Origin of the sequence: Synechococcus sp. A15-44, assembly GCF_014280115.1 — a bacterium.
Classification (GTDB): domain Bacteria; phylum Cyanobacteriota; class Cyanobacteriia; order PCC-6307; family Cyanobiaceae; genus Parasynechococcus.
Window position 1 is genome coordinate 2377126 of record NZ_CP047938.1, and the last position, 23753, is coordinate 2400878.

Sequence of the window (23753 nt, forward strand, 5' to 3'; positions counted from 1 at the left end):
GACCAAACGCCAATGAAGGCGATGATTCTGGCGGCTGGTAAAGGGACGCGGGTCCAACCGATCACTCATGTGATCCCCAAGCCGATGATTCCGATCCTGCAGAAGCCGGTGATGGAATTTCTGCTGGAACTGCTCAAGGAGCACGGTTTCACCGAAGTGATGGTGAACGTCTCCCACTTAGCCGAAGAGATTGAAAATTACTTCCGGGATGGCCAGCGTTTCGGGGTTGAAATTGCCTACAGCTTTGAAGGACGGATTGAAGACGGCGAACTGATCGGCAGTGCCCTGGGGTCTGCAGGCGGACTCAAAAAAATCCAGGATTTCCAGCATTTCTTCGACGACACCTTCGTGGTGCTCTGCGGCGATGCGCTGATCGACCTTGATCTCAGCGAAGCAGTACGCCTGCACAAAGAGAAGGGTGCGATCGCCAGCCTCGTCACCAAACGGGTCCCCAAGGATCAGGTGAGCAGCTATGGCGTTGTGGTCACCGATGATCAGGACAGAATTTCAAGCTTCCAGGAAAAGCCCAGCGTCGACGAAGCCCTCAGCGATACGATCAACACCGGCATTTACATCTTCGAGCCGGAGATCTTCGAACACATCCCTTCGGGTCAGTCCTTCGACATCGGCTCGGATCTGTTCCCGAAACTGGCCGAGCTCGGTGCACCGTTCTATGCCATCCCGATGGATTTCGAATGGGTGGATATCGGCAAGGTTCCCGACTACTGGCAAGCCATCCGCAGCGTGTTGATGGGTGACGTCCGTCAAGTGGGCATCCCCGGCAAGGAGGTGCGTCCCGGGGTGTACACCGGCCTGAATGTGGCCGCCAACTGGGACAAGATCAACGTCAGTGGCCCCGTCTATGTGGGCGGCATGACCAAGATCGAAGACGGCGCAACCATCGTTGGGCCCACGATGATCGGCCCCAGCTGCCACATCTGTGAGGGTGCCACCGTCGATAACTCGATCATCTTCGACTACTCGCGCATCGGACCCGGCGTGCAGCTGCTCGAGAAGCTGGTGTTCGGCCGCTACTGCGTGGGCAAGGACGGTGATCACTTCGACCTGCAGGAAGCCTCACTCGACTGGCTGATCACCGATGCCCGTCGTCAGGACCTGGTGGAGCCTTCCCCGCAGCAGAAAGCCATGGCGGAACTGCTCGGCACCGACCTCACCCAGGCAGCGAGCTGAGTCCGGCGCGATCCAGGATCAACGGGATACGCTCCTCGGCCTTGATCGCCATCAGATGAACGCCATGAACGATGCCGAGATAGCGCTTCACCTGTTCAGCGGCGATGGCCACACCCTCCATGGCGGGATTCTCGGCGCACTCCAGCCGATGGATCAACGCATCGGGGATGCAGGCTCCCGGCACAACGCGGTTAATGAACCGGGCATTCTTGGCTGACTTCAGCAGAAACACGCCAGCGAGCACAGGCAGACCCAGGGGACCGGCCAGTTCGTGCTGGAAGCGCTCTAGCGCTTCAGGGTCCATCACCATCTGGGTTTGAACGAAGCGAGCTCCCGCCGCCTGCTTGCGCTGCAACCGGCGCTGGAGACCGCTCCAGCTCCTCGATTGTGGGTCTGCGGCACACCCGGCAAACAGCGTGGTCGCCCCATCCGGCAGGGTGCCTTGCACGGGATCCACACCCCGATTGAGGGCGTCCACCTGCTGCAGAAGCTTCACCGACTCGAACTCATTCACCGGCCGAGCATCCGCCTGATCGCCCGCCCGCACTGGATCACCTGTGAGACACAACAGGTTGCGGATCCCCAAGGCATGGGCCCCGAGCAGGTCGGCCTGGAGGGCGATGCGATTGCGGTCCCGGCAGGCCATCTGCAAGACCGGCTCCAGACCGGCATCAAGCAGCAACTTGCAGGAGGCCAGGCTGCTCATCCGCATCACGGCCCGACTGCCATCGGTCACATTCACCGCATGGACACGGCCTTGCAGCGATGCGGCCATGGCCAACATGTGGGAGGAGTCGGCTCCGCGGGGAGGCATCACCTCGGCCGTGAGCACCTGATCCCCGGCCTCAATTGCGCGCTGCAGCGCCGTGCTCAAATCTCGTTCCATTTCACCGGCCCACTATGCAGGATCAGACCGGTCGTCCGGACTAGCATGACCCCAATGGTGGTCGCCCATGTCCTCCCTCGACGGTACCGATCCTCTGGAGATCTCCCTCTCTGCCAGGGAGATCGAGATCATCGAGCTCGTGGCCGAAGGACTGACCAATCAGGAAATCGCTGACCGTCTCACCATCAGCAAACGAACGGTGGACAACCATGTAAGCAACGTGTTCACCAAAACCGGTTCGAAGAACCGGGTGGCACTGCTCAATTGGGCCATGGACAACGGCAAGATCTGCCGGGACGGCTTCAACTGTTGCGTCCTTCCAGAACACGATCCCCCCTCAACCTGATCGTGGAGCTGACAGGCTCCGGCAGGCTTTGCAGGGAGGTGGGCCCCACAGGGATCTGAAACAACGTGGCATATTCCAGGCACGCCTCCACGCTGGATCCCGCGAAACGAAGCATTCCAGTTGTGTCGTACAGACCCACCACTGGAAGGAGCCACCAATCAGAACTCCTCAAAGCTAAAGGAAATCTGAAGACAAATCCAGTCCGGTCTTAAGGCCAGCCAAAACGTCGACGCTGCTCCTCGGGCCAGAACTGAACCGGATGCTGGGCCAGCACCGCATTGCTCCAGCGCGATTCCCCGGTGACCTCCTCGCCACACCAGGGCGGAATCAGCAAATCCGCCTGGGCCGATGCCAGCTCCACCTCCGCCAGCACCAAGGGGGCATTCTCGCCCTGAAAACAATCCACAACCCAGTCACCACCGGGGCAATCCAGGGCGTAGCGGACTTTGTCCAGGCGGTGCGGCGCCAGATCCCAGAGGGCTTCGGCGTCCGCCACGGGAATCGGGTATTCGAACTCGTGGCGCACCAGACCAACAGCATCAGCCGCCGCCTTCAGGGTGAGCCAGGCCTGATCCGACCCGCGCAGGCGCATCCGCACCGTCACACCGTCGGCACTGGCGGCCAGATAGCCCTGACGAAGCTGCTGTGCGGGGCCAGCACTGCTGCGCCAGGCGTCCGAGCGCACCAGAAAGCGCCGTTCAATCTCGAGGGCCATGGCTCAATTCTGCGAGGGCTGCGCCGCATGCAGACTTCCTGCCCAGTGCAGCTTGTGGGACAGGGTTCGGTAATACGACGGGCTTTGATTGAGCAGCACCATCAAGGCATGGTGGCGAGCCTGCTGAACAACACAGCACTCCCCGGGCTCCAGCACCGTGCAGCCCACACCGTCCTTCCACAGCTTGATGCGGTGATCCCCAGCCCCCAGGGGCCAGATCGCCAACCTGGCCCGGGGCGGCACCACCAGCGTTCGGCTGGAGAGGCTCATCGGGCAGATCGGGGCGACGATGATGGCATCGATGCCGGGGTGAAGGATCGGTCCCCCTGCCGCCAGGGCGTATCCGGTGGACCCCGTCGGGGTGGAGAGGATCAGGCCGTCACCACGCACCTGGTCGATCACTTCCCCATCAATCTCGAGCTCCAGGGTGCAGGTGGGCGAAATCTCATCGCGGTAGGCCCGCAGGTAGAAGTCGTTGAAGGCCCAGTGATGCTCTTCATCGTCTTCGAGATCCGGCTGTTGCAACGGACCCGGAGAGGCCGCACGGTCCTCGGCAGAGCGGCGATCCACCATCGCCTGAAGCATCATGCGCCGTTCGATCGCGAACTGATCGTCCTGAAGGCGCTGCCAGATCTGATCGCCGCGCAACACGCGCCGGTCATGGGTGAGAAAACCCAGATGGCCTCCCACATTGATGCTGAGGATCGGGATGTCATGCACCGCCAGGTGGCGGGCAGCTCCCAGCACCGTGCCATCTCCCCCCAGCACCAAGGCCAGGTCGGGCATCGAATCCTCAACAGCCAGCAGGCCAGGGAAAGGGTTCACCCGCTGCCCAGACATCGCGGTAACCACATGGGAGCCGAGAGCTTTCAGCTCCTTGGCACATTGCCGGGCTTCACGCTGGGCAGGCTGGCTGTCGGCCCGATAGATCACCCAGACCCGATCGAGACGCATGACCCAGGTGTGCGGGGGTTACCAGCGCAGCAGGTTGAACTGCTCCATGTCGACGGTAACGCGATTGCGATAAAGCGACAGCAGGATCGCCAGACCGACAGCCGCCTCAGCAGCGGCCACCGTGATCACGAACACGGCGAAGACCTGGCCGCGAATCAGATCACCATCCACGAAGGAGGAGAAGGCCATCAGGTTGATGTTCACGGCATTGAGCATCAGCTCAATGCTCATCAGCACGCGCACCGCATTGCGGCTGTTGATCAAACCCCAGACGCCGATACAGAAGAGCATCGCGGCCACCAGGAGGTAGGCCTGCAGGGAGGGAAGCGTGGCAAGGAAATCGCTCATCAGTCCGCTCGATTCATCAGCAGGGGAGTACGGGCCTTCTCAATCAGGCCTTGATCGGCCACCTCACCGGTGACCACATCCGTGGCCAGCACATCACGACGGGCCAAGACGATGGCGCCGATCATGGCCATCAGCAGCAGCACGGATGCCACCTCGAAGGGCAAGAGGTAATCGGTGAACAGGTGTTCACCGATGCGGGCTGTGGCCTCTTCACCCACAGCGGCAGGACCGGGCAGCGACCAGGGGGTGGTGACCACAACACGAACCAGCAACGCCAGCAAACCGGCGCAGACGCCGGCGGACACCACACGGCGCGTGGTGAGGTTGGCGATGGCCTTGAGGTCTTCCCGCTTGTTCACGAGCATGATCGCGAACAGGATCAACACGTTGATCGCACCCACATACACCAGGATCTGGGCCATGGCCACGAAACTGGCGTTCAGCAGCAGGTAGAGCCCTGCAACGGCAGTGAACACCCCGCCCAGCAGGAAGGCGGAATAAACGATGTTGCTGAGCAGCACCACACCCAGGGCGCCGATCACCACAACGGCGGACAGCACCAGAAAACAGATCAGCTCGGTGGTTGTCGCGATGGTCATGCGTCGCCCTCCTTGGCCTCACTGGAGGATTGTCCCTCATTCTTGGCAGCAGACTTGGCTGGAGGGGTGAGGGTCTCCAACACCTGAGACGGCAGCTGACCAGCCCGGGGACGATCGGCAGCGACACCGTGGGGATCCATCTCGCCCGCCGGCAGATAGGCGAGCTCCCGCAAAGGAACCACTGAGGGGTCTGTGGTGACGCTGGTGGGAAGGCGTCCGAGGGCAACGTTGTCGTAGTTAAGGCTGTGGCGATCAAAAGCCGCCAGCTCGTACTCCTCCGTCATCGAGAGGCAGTTGGTGGGGCAGTACTCCACGCAGTTGCCACAGAAAATGCAGACACCGAAGTCGATGGAGTAATTGCGCAGCTCTTTCTTCTTCGTGGCTTTGTTCATCACCCAATCGACCACCGGGAGGTTGATCGGGCAGACCCGCACGCACACCTCACATGCGATGCACTTATCGAATTCGTAGTGAATCCGGCCCCGATAACGCTCGGAGGGAATGAGCTTCTCGTAGGGGTACTGCACCGTGACGGGACGGCGCTGCATGTGGTCGAAGGTGACCGAAAAGCCTTGGGCCAGATTCCGGGCTGCATCGACTGCATCCCGGGTGTAATCACCGACCTGTTTGAGGAAGCCGAACATGGTCTGAAGGGGAGAGAACGAAGCGGAGCCGGGAGCGTAGAAATCGTAGGTAGGAAAACCTAGCCGCCGAATGCAACGGGGAATGCGAGCTTGAGGGCTGCTGTCACCAGAAGGTTCACCAGGGAAAGAGGCAGGAGGAACTTCCAGCCCAGATCGAGCAGCTGGTCAATGCGCACGCGGGGGGTGGTCCAGCGCAGCAGGATCGCCACAAACACCAGCAGATAGGCCTTGAGCACCGTCATCACGATGCCAACGGTGCCCGTGATCACCTGCACCACGGGGGCATCAATGGGCTGGTTCAACCAGCCGGCCAGCCACTCCACAGGGATCGGGAAGCCCCAACCACCCAGATACAGAACGCTGACCAGGACGGCCGAGAGCACCAGGTTGATGTAACCCGCCAGATAGAAAAGGGCGAACTTCATGCCCGCGTACTCGGTCTGATAGCCGGCCACCAGCTCCTCCTCAGCCTCGGGAAGGTCGAAGGGAAGCCGCTCACACTCGGCCAGGGCACAGATCCAGAAAATCAGGAAGCCCACCGGCTGACGCCAGATGTTCCAGCTCAAGATGCCGGCACCGGTCTGCTGATCAACGATGTCGACCGTGCTCAGCGAGTTGGTCATCATCACGATGGCCAGCACCGCCAGAGCCAGGGGAATCTCATAGCTGATCGATTGAGCCGCGGCCCGCAGCCCACCGAGCAGCGAGTACTTGTTGTTGGAGGCATAGCCGCTCATCAACAAGCCGATCGGCTGGATGCTGCTGAAGGCGATCCAGAGGAAGATCCCCACGCCCACATTGCTGATCAGCAGGTTCTGGCCGAAAGGAATGATCAGCCAGGAGATGATCACCGGCACCACCACCAGCACCGGGCCGAGGGTGAAGAGCAGGCTGTCGGCCCGCGCCGGGATGATGTCTTCCTTGACGAGCAGCTTGAGGCCGTCAGCCAGGGGCTGAAGCACGCCCAGGGCACCGGCGTACTCCGGACCGATTCGCTGCTGGACAGCGGCGGAAATCTTGCGTTCCAGCCACACCGAAACCAGCACACCCACCACTGCAGCCACAAGAACGAGCAACATCGGCAGCGGCAGCCAAAGCAGCCTCGCCACCTCCGGGGAGAAGCCAAACCCTTGCAGGGCCTGGCTAAAGCTCAATTCCAGGTCCAGTCCCGGACTCACCATGGTGTCGACGGAAGTGAGTGCAACTTAGGCGGCCGGAGCCGAGACGCGCTCCTCAATGGGCATCCAGGAGCGTGGCTGGGATCCGGAGTAGATCTGCGAAGGCCGGAAAATCCGGTTCGCCCCGAGCTGCTCCCGCCAATGGGCCAGCCAGCCGGCAACCCTGGCAATGGCGAAGACCGGCGTGAACAGATCCCTGGGAATGCCGAGCTTGCGGTACACCAGGCCCGAATAGAAATCGACATTGGGATAGATGCCTTTGGGGCCGAGGCGGGATGCTGCTTCTGCTTCGATCGCCCGGGCCACGTCGTAGAGGTCGTCATGGCCGAAGCTGGCGAACATCTCCTCCACCAGGGCCTGCAAAATCACGGCACGGGGATCCTTCACCTTGTATTCCCGGTGGCCGAAGCCCATGATTTTGCGCTTGGCCGCGATGGCCTCATCCAGGAAAGCGCCAGCATTCTCAGGACTGCCCACCTGCTCGAGCATGGCGAGGACGTCTTCATTGGCGCCGCCGTGGAGTGGGCCCGCCAGGGTGCCGACGGCTGAAGCCACCACGGCGTAGGGGTCGGTGAGGGTGCTCGCGGTGACCCGAGCACTGAAGGTACTGGCGTTGAGGCTGTGCTCGGCATGGAGCATCAGGCAGCGATCAAAGATCCGCGCCGCGAGGGGATCCGGCTCACGTTCGGTGAGCATGTAGAGGAAATTGGCGGAGTAGGCCAGGTCATCCCGGGGCTGAATGGGGTCCTGGCCTTTGCGGATCAGCTGAAAGGCCGCCACCATCGTGGGGATCTTGGCGATCAGCCGCACCACCGCGTCATAGATGTACTGCGGGTCGTCAATCGCCCGACGCGAATAGAACAGCCCCAGGGAAGCGGCACTGGACTGCAGCGCGTCCATCGGGTGGCCGCTGGCCGGAAAGCACTTCATCATGTCCCGCACCCGAAAGCTGACCCGACGGTGCATCTGCACCGCGTGCTCAAACTCCGCCAGCTGGTCGCGGCTGGGCAGCTCTCCCCAGATCAGCAGATAAGCCGTTTCCAGAAAGCTGCTGTTGGCCGCCAGATCTTGCATCGGATAGCCGCGATAGGTGAGCAGCCCCTGCTCTCCATCGATGTCGCAGATCGCCGACTGGGTGGCCGGCACGCCATCCAAACCTGGACGCAGTTCGATCCCGGTCCGCGCATGGCGCAGGTCGCCTGTGTGCTGCTGGGCCACCGCCTGATTGCCTCTAACAGCAACCTAAATCGTCAATCAACAGTGCTGGCCGAAGCAAGGCCTTCAACTGCCACTGGCCCGCGGAACGACACAGCTGAATCACGCCAGCTTTCTTCAGCACCAGGGCACCCGGGTCACAGCCCAGAAGACCGCAGGCCAGATTGCCAAGATCCGGCTCATGACCGACCAAACCAAGCCGTTCATCAAAGGCGGTCATAAGCATGTTGAGGGCCCCTCCCGGCTGGAGCCGTTCATCCACCGCAAGCTCAGAAGCGAGCCCTGCCTCCAACGCCAGTTCCGCCGTTTGCAGAGCCCGGCGATAAGGGCTGGACAGCAAGCGATCCAACCGCAGCCCCCGTTGCACCAGGGCCGCCATTACCCGCTGGGTTCGCTGACGGCCAGCGGCGGTCAGGGGTCGATCCGGATGGTCCTGGCCCGCATGGCGGGGTTCAGCGATGCCATGCCGCAACAGAACCAGGTCAGCCGAGTTCGAGCCGGGCATGCAACGGAATCTCGGTACTGCCTTGCTCCTGACGATCAACGTCGACGGCCACCGCAAGGCCGCGGACCTGATCCTGAAGCGGCCGCCCCGCCATCACCTGCAGCAGGGCCCAGGGCCGCCATTGCCCCAACAGTGCGCGGGCCGGCTCATCCGCCAGCAGGAGGGCCTGCGCCGGCTGGGAGGACGCTGTGAGCTCCTTCCATTGGTTCAAGCGGGGCTGGAGGGCACGCCCGTTCTGGCGCTGCGCCAGCGCCATCAAGGACTCGCCCCACCAGTTCAGCGCAGACGAGCGAACCTGAGCCACGGCCAATTGAGCGTCCACCCCAGGCTGGCGTCCCCGCTGGCGCACCAGCCGCGTCCACACGCTCAACACCTCGCCATCGCCCTCCAGCTCAGAACGGGTCAGGCCCTGCTCCTGCAGACGTGCATCCACCGCATCCCTGGCGGGGCTTTGCGGGCGGGTGGCCAGCAGCCAGCCCTCGGGTTGGTCCTGCCAGAGGAGAGGGCCAGCATCAGCCCCCACAACAGCATCGGCCGCCGGCTGGTCCGCCAGGTGCTGCTTCAGCAACGGAGCGAACCATTGGGCCAGCGGATGGCTTTCGCTGGGATCCAACAATCGGGCCGGACTCTGCAGCTGAGCCAGCCAGCGGGCATGGCCGCCCGCCGACGCCGTCAGATCCGTGAGCCCAGGCCAGGGGTCGGTACCAAGGGCTTGCCGGAACCCAAGGCGCCCATCCACCGCCAGGGTGGATCCCTCCGGTCGCAGTGATGCCACGAGTCTGCTCAGATCGTCCCGTTGAGCCACCAGCTCAGGCAGCTGCAGCCAATGCTCAAGGGCATGGGGAGATGCCGTGAGCAGAGCCACGCCTTCGCCGAGCTCAGCCACCTGACGCTGCAGGCGTTGATCCCCCAGCTGATGCTGATCCGGAAGCTGGGAGACATCGAGGGCCTGCTCCAGCACACCCCGACCTGAGGCCACCAGCAGCAGATCGTCGTCAATCAAGGCCGTGGCCAGGGGTTGGGGGTCATGCCCCACCAACGCCCCCTGGCCGCTGATCACACCGATGCCGCGGTAACTGCTGATCTGCAGGTCTGTGCCCGCCAGGCTGCGGGTCTGCCAGAACCGTTGCAGAAAGCGCCGGGCGCCGTCGTCATCCCGACTGGTCAAAGCCAACACCCAACCGGTGTTGGGATCCCCATCGGTGAGGGTGAGACTGACCTCCTCACCAAGCCAGGGCTCCAGCTCAAGCCCGAACTGGAGGCCCGCCAAGGCAAAGACGCCTTCGCGCCACTGCCGGGCGCCATCACGGGCATCGCGGCGTTGGGAGGCAGGGGCAACGGCCTGGGCGTAGGCAGGCAACCGTCCTGGATCGGCCAACCAATGGATGGAGAGGTCAGCATCCCGGGGCACAAACCGGGCCGCCCGAGGCAGATGCAACGGCTGCTCCGCCAACTGCAGGGGGCTCTGGCGGTTCATGGTCCAGAGCAGGCCAGCGGCCAGCAAAATCAGCGACAACAGCACAGCGCCGGCAGCGCTGAGGAAGGGGCGGGCCTTCATGGGCCGGCGGTCTCGGGTCGCCTCATCTTTGTCCATCACCGCAGAATGGCGCCATGGGCCAATCCCAACAACCACAACCAATCCAAGCCTCTGAACTGCAGCAATGGCTGCAAAGCGAGCGACCTTCACCGCAACTGGTGGATGTGCGCGAGGAGGCTGAGCTTGCGATCGCTACCTTCCCAGGGGCGGTGCTGCACCGCCCCCTGAGCCAATCCAATGCATGGCTTGGAACACTGCAGGCCGACCTCAACCCCGATCAACCCGTCGTGGTGGTCTGCCATGCCGGCGTGCGCAGCTACCACTTCGGGCTGTGGCTGCTGGACCAACCCTGGGGCCTTGAGGTGTGGAACCTTGAGGGAGGCATTGATGCCTGGAGCCTTCAGGTGGATCCCAGCGTTCCCCGCTACTGATGAGCAAGCCCCTGTCCCTTCGGCAAGAACAGGTGCTTCAGGCGACAGTGCACCACTACGTCGACACGATGGAACCGGTGGGCAGCCGCACCCTGGTGCAACGCTTCGGCATTCCCGCCAGCTCCGCCACCGTTCGCTCCGCCATGGGGGCGCTTGAGCGCCGCGGCCTGTTGCATCAACCGCACACGTCCGCTGGACGCGTTCCCAGTCCGATGGGATACCGGCATTACGTGAATGCGCTGCTGCCGGAACCCGGCATCGCCGTTCAACACCTGGAACGGGAGCTCACCGGCCTCAGCCTCCGTTGGGCCGGTTTGGACGACCTGCTGATGCATCTGGCCCGGCGGCTGACGGATTTCACCGGCCTGATGAGCCTGATCACCCAACCGCAGCAGGAGAACCGCCAACTGGAGACAATCCGCCTGGTGCCCAGTGGTGATCGACTGCTGGTGATGCTGGTGGAAGCCAATGGCCGTGCCAGCCACCTCAACCTGCGTCTGCCCCACGGGGCTGAAGCCGAACTCACCGCAATGGAACGCTGGGCGTCAGCCCAGCTCGAGCAGGGGGACCTGAACTGGGAGGCACTGCCCAGGCAGCTCCAACGCAGCGGCGCTGTGCTGCGCAACGCCCTGGACCAACCAACCCCCGCCAACTCCACACAGGTGGTGTTGCATGGCCTCTCAAGGCTGGTGAGCGAACCGGAATTTGAAACCACCTCCAGCCTTCGGCCGCTGCTGGAGCTGATTGATGACCAACCCGCCACCTTGATCAGCCGCGGTGAATCCGCACGGGTGTGGATCGGCGACGAACATCCGCAGCCAGCCCTGGAGGCCTGCGCCGTGGTTCAGGCCCCCTACCGCTGCAACGAGGGGATGGGCCACGTGGCCCTGGTGGGCCCGATGCGGATGGCCTATGCCACGGCACGGGCCGCCGTGCAGCGGGTGGCCCGCCACCTGGAATTGCTGCTGGCCTGAAGCCCAAGCATCAGAGCTGATCCCCCAGCTTCTCCGCCACGGTGTTGACGTCCTTGTCGCCGCGGCCGGAGCAGTTGATCACCACTTCCATGCCATCGGCCAAGGTGGGGCAAAGCTGCTCAAGCCAGGCGAAGGCGTGGGCGGTTTCCAGGGCCGGAATGATGCCCTCAAGTTCACTCACCAGGCGCAGGGCATCGAGGGCCTGTTGGTCGGTGACTGCGGCGTACTCAGCACGCCCGATCTCCCGCAGGTAGCTGTGCTCCGGCCCCACTCCGGGGTAATCGAGACCTGCACTGATGGAGTGGGCCTCCATCACCTGGCCATCGCCGTCCTGCAGCAGCAGGCTCATGGCGCCGTGCAGCACACCGGCACGCCCCTCGGTGATCGTTGCGGCGTGGCGACCGCTGGCCACACCATCGCCAGCCGCCTCAACCCCGATCAGCCGCACGGAGGTGTCCTGAACGAAGGGGTGGAACAGGCCCATGGCATTGGAGCCACCGCCAACGCAGGCCATCAGCACGTCAGGCAGCCGGCCGAAGGCGTCCTGACACTGCTGCTTGGACTCCTCACCGATCACGGCATGGAAATCCCTCACCAACATCGGATAGGGGTGCGGACCAGCGACGGATCCAAGGATGTAGTGGGTGGTCTCGACGTTGGTCACCCAGTCGCGGATCGCTTCACTGGTGGCGTCCTTGAGGGTGGCGGTGCCGGCCGTCACCGGTTGCACCGTGGCGCCCAGCAGGCGCATACGGAACACATTGAGGGCCTGACGGCGCATGTCTTCAGCGCCCATGTAGATCACGCACTCCAGACCAAAGCGGGCACAGACCGTGGCCGTGGCGACGCCGTGCTGTCCCGCACCGGTCTCAGCAATGATCCGCTTCTTGCCCATGCGCAGGGCCAGCAGGGCCTGCCCTAGGGCGTTGTTGATCTTGTGGGCACCGGTGTGATTCAGGTCTTCCCGCTTCAGCCAGATGCGGGGACCACCGTCGGCACGGCGGTAGTGGGCGGTGAGACGCTCAGCCTCATACAACGGTGTCGCCCGGCCGACGTAGTTCTTCAGCAGACGGTTGAGCTCGGCGGTGAAGGCGGGATCGTTCCAGGCCTGGGCTGCTGCTTGCTCCAGTTCCGCCAAGGCCGGCATCAGGGTCTCGGGCACATACTGGCCGCCAAAACGTCCAAAGCGACCATGGGCTCCGGGGCGCACCGCTGGCTGCAGGCTGAAGGGATCCGGAGTACTGGCGTTGGGCAGGGTGCTGGTCACGGATCCACGGCGGAGCGTCGGCTCAGCGTAAGCAGGCGGTCACGCCATGGGGCGCCTGAATGGGCGGTCATCGACAATGCAATGCGGTTGCGACGGGTGGATGCCGAAGGGAGGCTGGCAGGAATTCAGCAGTGCCGAAAGCTTGCAGCGACCGAGCGGGCCTGCGGCGGAGCCCACGGCGAAGGCGCAGCAAATGGTGCGGGTGCAGCCCACCCGCGGCGGCAAAGGCGGCAAAACCGTCACGGTGATCCGGGGCCTGGAGCTGGATGCTGCGGGTTTCAAGGCGCTGCTGAAGAAGCTCAAGACACGGATCGGCAGTGGCGGTACCGCCAAGGACGGCGTGATCGAACTGCAAGGGGATCAGGTGGATCTGGCGCTCGAGTTGCTCAGCAAGGAGGGATACCGGCCGAAACGGGCTGGAAGGTAGGGGATAATGGCCGTCAATTCATGCTGAAGCCATGACCGCCAGCCAGACCTACGGAGAACTCACCAACAAGGGTGCGTCCACCAACATCGCCTGGCATGAGGCCTCAGTGGGCCGCGACGAGCGTTCAAAGCAACGCGGACATCGCAGCGCCATTCTTTGGTTCACCGGACTCTCTGGCTCCGGCAAGAGCACCCTGGCCAATGCCGTCAATGCAGCCCTGTTTGAAAGAGGACTGGCCACCTACGTGCTGGATGGCGACAACATTCGCCATGGCCTCTGCAAAGACCTGGGCTTCTCCGATGCCGACCGAGAAGAAAATATCCGCCGCATTGGCGAAGTTGCCAAATTGTTTCTCGATGCCGGGGTGATCGTTCTAACCGCATTTGTCTCCCCTTTCCGTGCTGACCGGGACAAAGCCAGGGAGCTTGTGAGCGACGGAGACTTCCTCGAGGTGTTCTGCGCCGCCGATCTCGAGGTTTGCGAATCCCGCGACCCCAAAGGCCTTTACGCCAAGGCACGGGCAGGCCAGATCAAGGAATTCACAGGCATCTCCAGTCCCTACGAAGCACCGGAGAATCCAGAATTAAAAATCGATACAGGCAAGCAAGAGCTGGGGCAATCTGTAGAGCTCGTCATCAAAGCCCTACAAGAAAACAGCGTCATCTGACAGGAATCAAAATCAACAATGCTTGTATCTCTTAAACACCAATTCATCTTTTTTCTAACCCCAAATGTGCGACAACAAGCATCAAAAATCACCTTGCAAAACATTGCGAAATCAGGATCACCTCAACAAAACTTGGCAAACATATTAAGCTTAAAAACTTCACATAATTAGAGTCGCTCTTGAAAAAAGAATGCAATGTCGACAATTTTAAAAAAATATGCACTGCTAGACATCCCATAGAGAAAATAATTAGTTAGTATACCTATAGAAACCGCCCAAGACTCAAAACTCGAAGGCCTGATAGATACTTGAGAAATACCGATTTCAGAAGTTTTTGCGCAGAGAAATGCAACACTCTGCGCTAAATTTTTACGCGCAAGAAAGTGGCATTTATTACGTTGACTACGTAGTACCAATCGAACATTTGACAAGACTTGAAAACTTCTTTGGCGACACACTAGGATTAAACTCAAAATTACCTCGAAAAAATACCTCTAAAGCTAGTCCTAAGGAATACATTTTAGAATACATAGAAATAGCAACAGCTGAGTTTCGGAAAGCCAGCAAAGATTTCGTCAAAAGCGTCGAAAAATACAATGAAACCCTAGACTGTTATAATAATTCGCAGCATCAGCAAATCATTAATGTCACCAGTATCGCCTAGAACTCACTCGATCAACCATTAAACAAATGCCAAAAACATTACATTTTCTACACATCGGCAAAACTGGAGGGAGCGCAATTAAAGAAGCATTAAAGAGAAATATCAAAAACCAAGAGATCTACAAAAATGAAAACAAAATCAAGGATAACATTCCATACGATATCAAAAATATTAATAATAAATTCGAATTTATCATACTTCATGGCCACAACACATCTTTGACACAGGTACCTGAATCTGATAGTTTCTTCTTTTGCATACGAGACCCTCTATCTAGATATGTAAGCGGATTTTACAGTAGACAAAGAGAGGGAAGGCCCCGCTATAATATGCCGTGGAATGTCAAAGAAAAAAAAGCATTTCAATACTTTGAATCTCCAAACGACTTAGGTGAAGCCCTCAGCTCAACAGACCTAAAATCTAAACAGAGGGCAAAACAAGCGATGAAAGGCATAATGCATATCAAGAATTCGCTATCAAAGTGGATAATCGATCAAAATTATTTTGACTCCCGTCGGAGAGACTTGCTGTATATTTTAGAACAAAAAACATTGACCAATGATTTCGAGGAATTAATCAGACGAATTGATTTTCACGAAAACATTAAGCTATCAAATGACAAGTCTTTAACACATCAATCGAGTACAATAAAAAGTGAAATCAAGTTAAGCCCACTTGCAATTAGCAACTTGAGAAAACATTACGCAAAAGATTACGCATTATATGAGCATTTTGTAAAAATCAAACAACTTATTGATCTCTGAGCTGGCTCCTCCAATTCTCGGTCAATACATATATTCAATAAGCCATGATAAAGTTGAACAAAAGCATAATCTAACATGGGTCCCGATTTTATTTGCCTTGGAGCGCAGAAAGCTGGGACTGGATGGCTTTCGCAATGCCTCCAAAGGCATCCCGGCTTATGGAATCCCGGACACAAAGAGTTTCATTTTTTTGACAGAGCTGAAATGAGCACTGAGCTCAACCAATTGGCAGCAACACCTCGAAAAGTTGTGCTAAGAAAGCTCGAAAATAGCTCATTAGATATCAACCCATCTCTGCAAGAATCCATTTTAAAATCCAAAATTATCACGTTTGAACAATATACAGATCTCTTTGGCAACGCACCATCGTCTAAGAAAAACTTGGGAGATAACGCCAAGATATGGAGCAATGAAAGTTGAGATGATTGCCCAAATGAGTGAGCTTCTCCCCAATACCAAATATTTGTATATCGTCAGAGAGCCAGTTAGTAGAGCATTAAGCTCTTTAAGAATGTGGATTGAACATGGACTTAAAAGCAATGAATCACAAGAGGTAATTATTGCTCGGTGGATGAAAAATCAGCTTGACAGAGGGCGCTACAGTAAAAATGTTACCAATATAAATCAACATTTAAAGGAGGGCGAAAAAATCAAGTACCTGCCATTCGGTCCTATCAAATCCTCTCCAATTTCTGCGAATGGTTGAAGAACATATAGATATCCCCTCATCAGACTACGATGAAATATTCACTAATGCTTATCATCAAACAAATAAAACCGTTGAAATTCCAGACTCCGCAATATCGTTTACAAAAGAAGAATTAAGCGAAGAAGCTAACTTTTTACGCAACTTTTTTGGCAATGATTTCACATCAAGCTGTTCTTGATTCTAAAGTGTTTTATCAGATTCTAGAAGCAATATTCGAATCTATTATCTACTAATCTCACTCTTTGCATGATCCGCCAGGGTTTTGATGCAACTGGCCACCGGCACCGCCAACAGCAGACCCAGCAGATCCCCCACGCCATAGAGGGCGCCCACCCGGGCCCCAATGGGCAAGGAAATCAGCAGCCAGGCCGGTTGCAACCCCACGATGCTGCCCATCAGCCGCGGTTGGATCACCTGATCCACGATCTGACCGACCACGATCGCCGCGGCAAGCAGCTCAAAGCCTGTGCGGGGGTCCTGAACCGCCAGCACCGCACTCACCGAGACAATCGACACCGCACTGGCGTAGGGCACCAGGGTGGTGAAGCCGATCAGCACGGCGAACAAGACGCCGTAGGGAATGTTCAGGGCGGTGAAGACCAGAAGCTGGCCAGCACTGAGGATCAGCGCCAGCAGCACCTGGCCGGCGAAATAGCCGCGGAAGGTGCGCTCAAGGGTCGTTTGCACCAGACCCCGCCAGCGGTCGGGCAGCCAACGAGCCAGACCGTCGACGATCGAATCGGCCCCAAGCAGCAGAAACACCGCGAGCACCACCACGATCACCACATTGATCGTGGTGCCCAGCGTGGCCCCCAGCAGTACCAACAGCCGCTGACTCAACTGCGTCGCCAGACGGCTGAACTGGGACACCAGATCGCTGCTGAGATCAGCAAAATCCGCGGGCAAGCCATGGTCCACAGCCCAAAGCTGACCCCGATCGATCCACTGTTCTGCCGCCGTGAGCAGGGACGGCGAAGCACTGATCAATTGACTGAGCTGTTCAATCAAAAGCGGCACCAGGGCCACAGCCGCCCAGACCAGCAGCCCAAGGGTCACCAGCACCACACTCACGATCGCCCAAGGGCGAGGCAGACCCCGTTGCGCGAGCCAGCGGCAGGGCAGGTCCAACAAAAAGGCGATCAAGGCCGCGGTGAGGAACAGCCCGGGGAATGGGGCGAACTGCACCAGCAAACGCTTCAGCACAAAGGCGTTTAAGCCCAGCACCGGCAGCAGAAGACCGAGTCTCAACCAGGCTGGCCAGGGCGTCATCGTTTCGATGACGCGAATCGATCAGTGCTGCTCAAGGGAAGCCGGCTTGGAAGCGGAACTGACGTAATGGCACCAAAAACTGAGCCAGGCGGCAATCCCGAGGAACTTGAAACCCTCTTCAAAGATCTGCACCGTCTCGTAGGAATTCGGCCAGAGCCCCTGCAGGGCATCGGTCAGAACCGACAGGCCCAACAGGACAACGGAGACCAAAAAGGTGTCGCCACCGAAGCGACGCAGTGGGCCACGGAAGCGGAACAACAGCAGCCCGGTGAAAAAGGCGTAGGTGATGTAGAGGAACGCCTCGCCGAGGTAGCGATCATGCACCAGGAACATGTCGTCGAGGCAGAGCCAGAGCGAGAAACCGCCCCCACAGAAGGCGAATTGACGGTTCACAACGGAGCCCTGGATCTGCCGGGTGGACGCCGCAAACAAGGCAATAGCCGCCGACGCCATCCAAAGCAGATAGCCCACGCTTGAGAGAAACCCTTCTCCTAGAGGGGCCTTGCAGGACTGGGCCAAGTCCTTCAGCACCATCTTGGCGCTGATGCCCTCCGAGGCGCTCCAGACCAGGGCGACCACATAAACGATGGCCGCAGGCACCACCGACCAAAGCAGCGTGGAACGCAGGGTGGAACGAACGGGAACAGTCATGAAGTCATCTGGGAGAGGTAATCCGTGCTGCCCAGATCAACCAGGCGCGCATCCTTGGCGACGACAGCATCGTGGAGGCTGCTGCGGTAGTCCTCAAGTTTCTGGGCCAGGCCAGCATCGGCCACAGAAAGGATCTGCGCCGCCAGCAAGCCGGCATTGAGGCCTCCACCGATGGCGACCGTGGCCACCGGAATCCCCCCCGGCATCTGCACGATCGAGTGGAGGGAATCGACCCCGGACAGCGCCCGGCTTTTCACCGGGACGCCGATCACGGGCAGCGTGGTGAGGGCCGCCACCATGCCGGGGAGATGGGCCGCCCCACCGGCACCGGCGACGATCACCCCAAACCCCTGGTCCCGGGCCGCTTGAGCGAAGTTCACCATCTCCAAGGGAGTGCGGTGGGCCGAGAGCACCCGAACCTCCACCTCCACCCCCAACTCGCGCAGGATGGCGGCGGCGGGTTCCATGGTGGGCAGGTCAGAGTCACTGCCCATCACAACGGCAACACGGGGAAGCACTGGCGGCACAACGCAGAGGGGCAAGACTGCCATCGTCTCCCCCCATGGCTGCCGAAGCCAGTGTTGCGTTGATGCACCGGATCACCAACGTTCGACTGCCGGGTCCTCTGTCTGGGGACGGAGACCAGCTCTATGCCCTTGGCCTGGACGACCAGGGGCTGATCTGCCGCATCGAGGCGATGGGCACCGAAGCGCAACAAGAGGCGCAACAAACCGATGCGGACTGGAACGGCGACTGGCTCAGCCCCCGGGGTGTTGATTTACAGATCAACGGCGGCTTGGGGCTGGCCTTCCCGGAGCTGAGCGCGGCGGATCTACCGCGGTTGGAAGAGCTCCTCGAGCTGTTGTGGCGCGATGGGGTCGAAGCCATCGCCCCGACCCTGGTGACCTGCGGCATCGCGCCGCTGCGCCAGGCCCTGGCCGTGCTGCGGCAGGCGCGGGACCTGCATCAACCCGGCCGTTGCCGCCTGCTGGGGGCCCATCTGGAGGGCCCCTTTCTGGCCGAAGCCCGCCGCGGTGCCCATCCCCGTGAACACCTGGCCAGCCCCAGCCTGGAGGCTCTCGAGAAACGAATCGGTGGATTCGAAACCGAGATTGCCCTGGTGACCCTGGCCCCCGAACTGGAGGGAGCCGCTGCAGTGATCGGGCGACTGCGGGAGCTGGGCATCAACGTGGCCCTGGGCCACAGCGCCGCCAATGCCGAACAGGCCAGCACCGGGTTCGATCAGGGGGTGGCCATGCTCACCCATGCCTTCAATGCCATGCCGGGGTTGCACCACCGGGCGCCGGGCCCTCTCGGTGAGGCCTGCCGGCGCGGAGGAATTGCCCTGGGGCTGATCGCCGATGGCGTGCACGTGCACCCCACGATGGCGGTGCTGCTGCAACGGCTGGCTCCGGAACAGACGGTGCTGGTGAGCGATGCGCTGGCCCCCTACGGCCTGGCCGACGGCGAACACCGCTGGGATGAGCGGGTGCTGCTGGTGGAGAACGGCACCTGCCGCCTCGAGGACGGCACCCTGGCGGGGGTGACCCTGCCGCAGCTGGAGGGGGTCAAACGACTCGCCCGCTGGAGTAACGCCCCCAGTGCTGCGATCTGGAGCGCCACGGTGGCGCCGAGGCGGGTGATCGGCGATGCAACGGGATGCATGGACGCCCTGATCGGACGGCCACTGACGCAGCTGCTGCGCTGGCGCGAAGAAGAGGGTGATCTGCACTGGGCCTGCGCTGCTTAGGATCCCGCCGACGCAAACCCTTCCGCCATGGCCCCCGATCAGCTGCTGGAGCAGAAACAGGCCGAGAAGAAGGAGGTGAAGGGCTACTTCGAAACCACGGGTTTCGACCGCTGGAACCGCATCTACAGCGACAGCGATGACGTGAACAAGGTGCAGCGCAACATCCGCATCGGTCACCAGAAGACCGTGGATGAAGTGCTGGCCTGGATCAAGGAGAGCGGTGAACTCAGCCAGGCGAGCTTCTGCGACGCGGGCTGCGGGGTGGGCAGCCTGAGCCTGCCGCTGGCGGCGATGGGGGCCGGTTCCATCAGCGCCAGCGACATTTCCGAGGCCATGGCCCAGGAAGCCGATCGCCGGGCCCGCGAGGCCGGCCTCGACATGGCCAAGCTGAACTTCTTCGCCAGCGATCTGGAAAGCCTGAGCGGCTCGTTCCACACGGTGTGTTGCCTGGATGTGTTCATCCATTACCCCCAGCAACCGGCGGAGGAGATGGTGAAACACCTCTGCAGCCTTACCGAAGAGCGGCTGATCGTGAGCTTTGCTCCCTACACGCCTCTGCTGGCGCTGCTGAAGGGCATCGGCCAGCTGTTTCCCGGCCCCAGCAAAACCACCCGGGCCTACACCCTTAAGGAAGACGGCATCGTGAAAGCAGCGGAAGCCTGCGGCTTCAAGCTGGTGCGGCGCAGCCTGAACAAAGCCCCCTTCTACTTCTCGCGTTTGATCGAATTCCGCAAAGCTTGACCACATCGGAGCATCCCTCCCCCAGATGAGGGAGGGTTCAACACCCATTACCTCCCTCAGATGAGGGAGATTCGGATCAAACCAGGCTGGTGAAATCCGACAGGCTGAAATCGACGTTGCCGCCAATGATGGAGTCGAACTCAGGAGCTCGACCGATCACCTCGGCGTAACTCGCCCCCTGGCGAAACAGATCTTCGGCGGCTTCCACCAGGCTGGCTTCGCCTTCCGCATCGTTGCTGAGGGCCCAGAACATCATTCCGCCCAACCCCATCTCCTCCACGTAGGCCGCCTTACCGGCAATGGTGGCGGTGGTTTCCATCGAACTCGATTCATCTCCGTCGTAGAGGAACGCCGCCTTGTTGTCGTCGTCCCAGTAGAGGTTGCGGGTTCCCGTGACGACGTCGTTGAGGACATCTTTGTAGTCGTAGACGCCCGCCTCAAACGAACCGATGGCATCACGGCCGGAGCCGGGCTGCTGGTAGCCGAAGGTTCCGCCGTCGGAGACGTTCCCCCAGGCACGGGTGTAAGCCGGGGCCCCCATCACAACCTTGCTCAGCTTAATCCCCGCGTTCTCGAACACGTCGACCGCGCCCGTGACGTCGTAGTTGTTGGCATCACCGGTCATGGCCGCCTGATGGCCCGTGACGTTCTCCCAACCGCCGTGGAAGTCGTAGGTCATGACGTTGTAAAAGTCGACGTAAGGGTCGATGCCTTCGAGATTGAGCTTGGCCAGTTTCTCTTCGCCACCAGCCGTGGCGATCGACACCTCAAAGTCACGCCCGGTGCGGGCGGAAAGATCATCGAGGGCGGTGCGCAGATCCCGCAGCACCAACTCAAAGTTGGCCCCATCGCTGGCGGAGACTGCATTGCCCGCTTCACCACCGCCTCCCGGGTATTCCCAGTCGAAATCGACCACGTTGAAGAAGTCGTAGGTCTCGAAAATGCGCACGGTCTCGCTGACGAACTTGTCGCGACCCTCCTGTGTGGCGTAAGCAGTGCTGAACTCATCGGACAGCGTCCAGCCACCGAGGGCAAAGCCGAGATTCACTTCCGGATTGAGTTCCTTGAAGCGACGCAACTGCTCAAAGTTGCCGGCATCGTTCGTGCCAACACCGTTCCAACCCACGGGAACCGATGTCACCGTGATGGTGTCACCGTTCTGGCTGACGGCGTAGCGCCCTGAGTTTTCGTAGATGTCGAGCAGCTCCGATGCCATGGCGGCGTAGTCAACGGAGCTGAAGGTGCGGCTGACTTGATCGGCCTCGGTGAAACGCTTCTGCAGGGCCGCGAATTCGTCGAACAGAGTGATCGATCCATCCGCCTTCACATCAAAGAAGCTGTAATTCATATGGGTCATCGACTGGCCGTCGACGTCCGACAGATTCACGTCACGGCTATAGATGCCCCACTCCTCGAAATAGGTCACCACCCGCTTGTCTGTGGTGCCATTCGGACGTTCGTAGTCGATGGTGACGGTGCCACCCTCCGTGACTGGGCTGCCTTCAGCAACCGTGCTGTCTTCCGTGGTCGTGGTGTCTTCAGCCACCGTGGCCTCCGCATCTGGAGTACCCACAGCGTCAGTGGCGTCCGGTTGCGGAGAAGCGTCAGGCTGATCAACCACAGACGACTCAGCCTCAGCCTCGGACTCCGGCTGTGACACCTCAACGCTTGTGGCGGCGAGATCAAACACCTGATTCGGATCAGTGTGGTCTCCGGAGCCCTGGTAATAAGAGCTCTGGGACGAGCCCGCTGCCAGGGGAGCCGACCAGGACTTGGGAGCAAGGGTGATGGCGTAACGGCCATCGTCAAGGAGCGTGTTGGTGAACTCGAAATTGCTGACGCTCTTCAACGGCGCCTCGGAAACAAAACTCACCGTCCAGTTCGTGCCGACTGACGCGCCAGTGGTGTTCGACACCGTGACATTTCCAGCGAAGGTACCCGACCAGCCATCCGTGATGGTGGCCGACACCACCAAGCCCGAAGCACCGGGTTCAACCTCATCCGTCGCCTCCGGATCGCTAGGCATATCGGACTCCATGTCCATCTCTGGATCCATCTGCATCGATCCGTCGTCGCCCATGGAATGGCTGTCGTGGGGTGGCTGCTCATTCACCGCCGCATCACCGGACTGAGTCTGGAAACCATCCGTCAGCTCACCGTCAGGAGCTGCGGGAGTCAGCAGGTCGGTTCGGTCCCTGAGCGTCAACGACTCGACCGAGCGACCAAAGGGGATCTCGAGGTTGTCTTCGACAATCTGGTCGAAGTGAAACTCCAGGCTGGCCCCAGGGATGGCATCCAGGTTGGTGTTCTGGAAGATGAAGGTCTGCCCGGTGGGCTCGGTCGAAATGACCAAATCGGCACCGTCCTGCATCACCGAAAGACGCTCGCGGGTGCCGTAATAGAGAAAGCTGATCTTGTCGGTGGCCGGATCAAAGTCGGTGATGGTTTCGACCTTGCCGTACTCGTGCGAACGGATGTAGGTGGTGTTGGGATCCCTCTCGCCAACGCCCAACTCCCACGACACAACGCCACCCAGGTCCTGACGCAGGTGTTCGTTACCAACGACGCCGTAGTCCTCAAGGGCCAACTGGTCGTAGGTCACCCCCACGAGGGTCAACTTCTGGGCGTCGTTCCAGGGGCTCAGAAACGTGACGTAGCCCTCTTCCGTTTTGCCGAGAATCAAATTGTGAACCGACTGTCCTCCAAATTCCAGACGATCGATGCCAGGACGGAAGTCGGTGACCTCCCCTGAATAGACATCCACTTCGAAGACGCGTGCTGGCGCATCGGTCGTCGGTGCTTGAGCCTCAGGCTGGGTCTCAAGCTCAGGTTCGGGTTGAGGATCCGAAACAGGCTCGAGGTCAGACTCCAGCTCCGGCTCGTCAGAAGGCTCCTGTTCAGAGCTCGAATCATCAACAGCTGAATCAACAAAAAACATCTCGTCCGTCAATGTTCCGCTGTTGGGGAGATCCACGCTGACAGCGTTGAAACTCAGGCTTAAGGAACCACCAGCGGGAATGGACGCACCCCAACTCGGAGGGCGAACGGTCACCTCATAGGTGCCATCCCCCAGATCAACAACGTCAAAGGTGGACGACCACACCTGCACATCTTTTTGCGTGGTGCGAAAGGTATAGGACCAATCGCTGAGAGAGCTTTCGCCGAAGTTGGTGAGGGTCAACTGACCTGACATTCCTCCCCAATAGAGGCTGCCGGACACAGATGCTTGAAGCGCCAAAACAGCAATATTCAACTCGCTTTAAAACCTAAAAACCCAAGACACACTGTCCCTTAAAAGCCACTGAAAAAGACCCAAGAGAT

27 protein-coding genes are annotated in these 23753 nt (G+C 60.0%); 12 read left to right on the forward strand and 15 right to left on the reverse strand.

What is annotated here, in order from left to right; translation table 11 throughout:
* Positions 1-12 precede the first annotated feature (12 nt).
* Positions 13-1191 (forward strand): NDP-sugar synthase, encoded by a 1179-nt coding sequence (locus tag SynA1544_RS13310; RefSeq protein WP_186514113.1) that lies wholly within the window; start codon positions 13-15, stop codon positions 1189-1191.
* Here SynA1544_RS13310 and SynA1544_RS13315 read toward each other — a convergent pair.
* Complete coding sequence (locus SynA1544_RS13315) at positions 1172-2077, reverse strand: methylenetetrahydrofolate reductase (RefSeq protein ID WP_186514114.1); 906 nt, start codon at positions 2075-2077, stop codon at positions 1172-1174. The two genes, SynA1544_RS13310 and SynA1544_RS13315, sit on opposite strands and share 20 nt — an antisense overlap.
* A 67-nt stretch (positions 2078-2144) precedes the next feature.
* Here SynA1544_RS13315 and SynA1544_RS13320 point away from each other — a divergent pair, with 67 nt between their 5' ends.
* Positions 2145-2423, forward strand: coding sequence for a helix-turn-helix transcriptional regulator (locus tag SynA1544_RS13320; protein ID WP_186514115.1), 279 nt, complete (start codon positions 2145-2147; stop codon positions 2421-2423).
* 208 nt (positions 2424-2631) lie between these two features.
* Here the strand turns inward: SynA1544_RS13320 and SynA1544_RS13325 are convergent, their stop codons facing one another.
* The 9 genes from SynA1544_RS13325 to SynA1544_RS13365 are packed head-to-tail and all read right to left on the reverse strand — an operon-like array spanning position 2632 to position 10139.
* Positions 2632-3138, reverse strand: coding sequence for a CYTH domain-containing protein (locus tag SynA1544_RS13325; protein ID WP_186514116.1), 507 nt, complete (start codon positions 3136-3138; stop codon positions 2632-2634).
* A gap of 3 nt (positions 3139-3141) precedes the next feature.
* Entirely contained in the window at positions 3142-4092 is a 951-nt protein-coding gene (locus SynA1544_RS13330) for an NAD(+) kinase (protein WP_186514117.1), read from the reverse strand.
* 18 nt (positions 4093-4110) lie between these two features.
* Positions 4111-4440 (reverse strand): NADH-quinone oxidoreductase subunit NuoK, encoded by a 330-nt coding sequence (gene nuoK, locus SynA1544_RS13335; protein WP_038552705.1) that lies wholly within the window; start codon positions 4438-4440, stop codon positions 4111-4113.
* A complete protein-coding gene (locus SynA1544_RS13340; protein WP_038552703.1) occupies positions 4440-5039 on the reverse strand; it encodes an NADH-quinone oxidoreductase subunit J in 600 nt (199 codons plus the stop codon). Before SynA1544_RS13340 ends, nuoK begins: the two co-directional genes overlap by 1 nt.
* Positions 5036-5683 carry an NAD(P)H-quinone oxidoreductase subunit I gene (gene ndhI / locus SynA1544_RS13345; protein ID WP_186514118.1) on the reverse strand — a complete coding sequence of 216 codons (648 nt, stop codon included), beginning with the start codon at positions 5681-5683 and terminating at the stop codon, positions 5036-5038. Before ndhI ends, SynA1544_RS13340 begins: the two co-directional genes overlap by 4 nt.
* Before the next feature lie 59 nt (positions 5684-5742).
* Positions 5743-6861 carry an NADH-quinone oxidoreductase subunit NuoH gene (gene nuoH, locus SynA1544_RS13350; protein WP_186515588.1) on the reverse strand — a complete coding sequence of 373 codons (1119 nt, stop codon included), beginning with the start codon at positions 6859-6861 and terminating at the stop codon, positions 5743-5745.
* A gap of 27 nt (positions 6862-6888) precedes the next feature.
* Positions 6889-8079, reverse strand: a complete 1191-nt coding sequence (locus SynA1544_RS13355) for a citrate synthase (protein ID WP_186514119.1) — start codon at positions 8077-8079, stop codon at positions 6889-6891.
* A gap of 13 nt (positions 8080-8092) precedes the next feature.
* Positions 8093-8581 (reverse strand): phosphohistidine phosphatase SixA, encoded by a 489-nt coding sequence (gene sixA / locus SynA1544_RS13360; RefSeq protein ID WP_186514120.1) that lies wholly within the window; start codon positions 8579-8581, stop codon positions 8093-8095.
* Positions 8559-10139, reverse strand: coding sequence for a DUF3352 domain-containing protein (locus SynA1544_RS13365; RefSeq protein WP_255477644.1), 1581 nt, complete (start codon positions 10137-10139; stop codon positions 8559-8561). The genes sixA and SynA1544_RS13365 overlap by 23 nt, the downstream gene beginning before the upstream one ends.
* Positions 10140-10192: 53 nt before the next feature.
* Here SynA1544_RS13365 and SynA1544_RS13370 point away from each other — a divergent pair, with 53 nt between their 5' ends.
* Complete coding sequence (locus SynA1544_RS13370; protein WP_186514122.1) at positions 10193-10549, forward strand: rhodanese-like domain-containing protein; 357 nt, start codon at positions 10193-10195, stop codon at positions 10547-10549.
* Positions 10549-11523 carry a heat-inducible transcriptional repressor HrcA gene (locus tag SynA1544_RS13375; protein ID WP_186514123.1) on the forward strand — a complete coding sequence of 325 codons (975 nt, stop codon included), beginning with the start codon at positions 10549-10551 and terminating at the stop codon, positions 11521-11523. The genes SynA1544_RS13370 and SynA1544_RS13375 overlap by 1 nt, the downstream gene beginning before the upstream one ends.
* Before the next feature lie 10 nt (positions 11524-11533).
* On the opposite strand, the gene trpB is transcribed toward SynA1544_RS13375, so the two are convergent.
* Positions 11534-12790, reverse strand: a complete 1257-nt coding sequence (trpB, locus tag SynA1544_RS13380; RefSeq protein WP_186514124.1) for a tryptophan synthase subunit beta — start codon at positions 12788-12790, stop codon at positions 11534-11536.
* Positions 12791-12890: 100 nt separating this feature from the next.
* Here trpB and SynA1544_RS13385 point away from each other — a divergent pair, with 100 nt between their 5' ends.
* From SynA1544_RS13385 to SynA1544_RS13410, 6 genes are all read left to right on the forward strand, one after another.
* Positions 12891-13217 (forward strand): translation initiation factor, encoded by a 327-nt coding sequence (locus SynA1544_RS13385; RefSeq protein ID WP_186514125.1) that lies wholly within the window; start codon positions 12891-12893, stop codon positions 13215-13217.
* A 31-nt stretch (positions 13218-13248) separates the two neighbouring features.
* Positions 13249-13884 carry an adenylyl-sulfate kinase gene (gene cysC / locus SynA1544_RS13390; RefSeq protein ID WP_186514126.1) on the forward strand — a complete coding sequence of 212 codons (636 nt, stop codon included), beginning with the start codon at positions 13249-13251 and terminating at the stop codon, positions 13882-13884.
* Positions 13885-14574: 690 nt separating this feature from the next.
* Positions 14575-15312: a sulfotransferase family 2 domain-containing protein gene (locus tag SynA1544_RS13395; protein ID WP_186514127.1), complete on the forward strand. Its 738-nt coding sequence runs from the start codon at positions 14575-14577 to the stop codon at positions 15310-15312.
* A 75-nt stretch (positions 15313-15387) separates the two neighbouring features.
* On the forward strand, positions 15388-15732 hold the full coding sequence (locus SynA1544_RS13400) for a hypothetical protein (RefSeq protein WP_186514128.1): 345 nt from the start codon (positions 15388-15390) through the stop codon (positions 15730-15732).
* Entirely contained in the window at positions 15722-16018 is a 297-nt protein-coding gene (locus tag SynA1544_RS13405) for a sulfotransferase domain-containing protein (protein ID WP_186514129.1), read from the forward strand. Before SynA1544_RS13400 ends, SynA1544_RS13405 begins: the two co-directional genes overlap by 11 nt.
* Complete coding sequence (locus SynA1544_RS13410) at positions 16011-16199, forward strand: hypothetical protein (RefSeq protein WP_186514130.1); 189 nt, start codon at positions 16011-16013, stop codon at positions 16197-16199. Before SynA1544_RS13405 ends, SynA1544_RS13410 begins: the two co-directional genes overlap by 8 nt.
* Positions 16200-16243: 44 nt before the next feature.
* Here the strand turns inward: SynA1544_RS13410 and SynA1544_RS13415 are convergent, their stop codons facing one another.
* Genes SynA1544_RS13415 through purE form a run of 3 tightly spaced genes read right to left on the reverse strand, consistent with a single transcriptional unit; the run spans position 16244 to position 18492 of the window.
* Positions 16244-17290, reverse strand: coding sequence for an AI-2E family transporter (locus tag SynA1544_RS13415; RefSeq protein ID WP_186514131.1), 1047 nt, complete (start codon positions 17288-17290; stop codon positions 16244-16246).
* A gap of 21 nt (positions 17291-17311) precedes the next feature.
* The gene (locus SynA1544_RS13420) at positions 17312-17941 is read right to left on the reverse strand and encodes an oxidoreductase (RefSeq protein ID WP_186514132.1); all 630 of its coding nucleotides are present in this window, start codon (positions 17939-17941) and stop codon (positions 17312-17314) included.
* The gene (gene purE, locus SynA1544_RS13425; protein WP_186514133.1) at positions 17938-18492 is read right to left on the reverse strand and encodes a 5-(carboxyamino)imidazole ribonucleotide mutase; all 555 of its coding nucleotides are present in this window, start codon (positions 18490-18492) and stop codon (positions 17938-17940) included. The genes SynA1544_RS13420 and purE overlap by 4 nt, the downstream gene beginning before the upstream one ends.
* Before the next feature lie 11 nt (positions 18493-18503).
* Between purE and SynA1544_RS13430 the strand changes: the two genes are divergently transcribed.
* Together SynA1544_RS13430 and bchM are read left to right on the forward strand one after the other, a co-directional pair.
* The gene (locus SynA1544_RS13430; RefSeq protein WP_255477645.1) at positions 18504-19691 is read left to right on the forward strand and encodes an N-acetylglucosamine-6-phosphate deacetylase; all 1188 of its coding nucleotides are present in this window, start codon (positions 18504-18506) and stop codon (positions 19689-19691) included.
* Positions 19692-19718: 27 nt separating this feature from the next.
* Entirely contained in the window at positions 19719-20432 is a 714-nt protein-coding gene (gene bchM / locus SynA1544_RS13435) for a magnesium protoporphyrin IX methyltransferase (protein ID WP_186514134.1), read from the forward strand.
* Positions 20433-20508: 76 nt separating this feature from the next.
* On the opposite strand, the gene SynA1544_RS13440 is transcribed toward bchM, so the two are convergent.
* A complete protein-coding gene (locus SynA1544_RS13440) occupies positions 20509-23625 on the reverse strand; it encodes a glycosyl hydrolase family 18 protein (RefSeq protein ID WP_186514135.1) in 3117 nt (1038 codons plus the stop codon).
* Positions 23626-23753 lie beyond the last annotated feature (128 nt).

Coding starts and splice junctions, on each gene's coding strand:
- SynA1544_RS13310 (WP_186514113.1), top strand. CDS start 13: ATGAAGGCGATGATTCTGGCGGCTGGTAAAGGGACGCGGGTCCAACCG.
- SynA1544_RS13315 (WP_186514114.1), bottom strand. CDS start 2,077: ATGGAACGAGATTTGAGCACGGCGCTGCAGCGCGCAATTGAGGCCGGG.
- SynA1544_RS13320 (WP_186514115.1), top strand. CDS start 2,145: ATGTCCTCCCTCGACGGTACCGATCCTCTGGAGATCTCCCTCTCTGCC.
- SynA1544_RS13325 (WP_186514116.1), bottom strand. CDS start 3,138: ATGGCCCTCGAGATTGAACGGCGCTTTCTGGTGCGCTCGGACGCCTGG.
- SynA1544_RS13330 (WP_186514117.1), bottom strand. CDS start 4,092: ATGCGTCTCGATCGGGTCTGGGTGATCTATCGGGCCGACAGCCAGCCT.
- nuoK (WP_038552705.1), bottom strand. CDS start 4,440: ATGAGCGATTTCCTTGCCACGCTTCCCTCCCTGCAGGCCTACCTCCTG.
- SynA1544_RS13340 (WP_038552703.1), bottom strand. CDS start 5,039: ATGACCATCGCGACAACCACCGAGCTGATCTGTTTTCTGGTGCTGTCC.
- ndhI (WP_186514118.1), bottom strand. CDS start 5,683: ATGTTCGGCTTCCTCAAACAGGTCGGTGATTACACCCGGGATGCAGTC.
- sixA (WP_186514120.1), bottom strand. CDS start 8,581: ATGCCCGGCTCGAACTCGGCTGACCTGGTTCTGTTGCGGCATGGCATC.
- SynA1544_RS13365 (WP_255477644.1), bottom strand. CDS start 10,139: ATGAAGGCCCGCCCCTTCCTCAGCGCTGCCGGCGCTGTGCTGTTGTCG.
- SynA1544_RS13370 (WP_186514122.1), top strand. CDS start 10,193: ATGGGCCAATCCCAACAACCACAACCAATCCAAGCCTCTGAACTGCAG.
- SynA1544_RS13375 (WP_186514123.1), top strand. CDS start 10,549: ATGAGCAAGCCCCTGTCCCTTCGGCAAGAACAGGTGCTTCAGGCGACA.
- SynA1544_RS13385 (WP_186514125.1), top strand. CDS start 12,891: ATGCCGAAGGGAGGCTGGCAGGAATTCAGCAGTGCCGAAAGCTTGCAG.
- cysC (WP_186514126.1), top strand. CDS start 13,249: ATGACCGCCAGCCAGACCTACGGAGAACTCACCAACAAGGGTGCGTCC.
- SynA1544_RS13395 (WP_186514127.1), top strand. CDS start 14,575: ATGCCAAAAACATTACATTTTCTACACATCGGCAAAACTGGAGGGAGC.
- SynA1544_RS13400 (WP_186514128.1), top strand. CDS start 15,388: ATGGGTCCCGATTTTATTTGCCTTGGAGCGCAGAAAGCTGGGACTGGA.
- SynA1544_RS13405 (WP_186514129.1), top strand. CDS start 15,722: ATGAAAGTTGAGATGATTGCCCAAATGAGTGAGCTTCTCCCCAATACC.
- SynA1544_RS13410 (WP_186514130.1), top strand. CDS start 16,011: ATGGTTGAAGAACATATAGATATCCCCTCATCAGACTACGATGAAATA.
- SynA1544_RS13415 (WP_186514131.1), bottom strand. CDS start 17,290: ATGACGCCCTGGCCAGCCTGGTTGAGACTCGGTCTTCTGCTGCCGGTG.
- SynA1544_RS13420 (WP_186514132.1), bottom strand. CDS start 17,941: ATGACTGTTCCCGTTCGTTCCACCCTGCGTTCCACGCTGCTTTGGTCG.
- purE (WP_186514133.1), bottom strand. CDS start 18,492: ATGGCAGTCTTGCCCCTCTGCGTTGTGCCGCCAGTGCTTCCCCGTGTT.
- SynA1544_RS13430 (WP_255477645.1), top strand. CDS start 18,504: ATGGCTGCCGAAGCCAGTGTTGCGTTGATGCACCGGATCACCAACGTT.
- bchM (WP_186514134.1), top strand. CDS start 19,719: ATGGCCCCCGATCAGCTGCTGGAGCAGAAACAGGCCGAGAAGAAGGAG.
- SynA1544_RS13440 (WP_186514135.1), bottom strand. CDS start 23,625: ATGTCAGGTCAGTTGACCCTCACCAACTTCGGCGAAAGCTCTCTCAGC.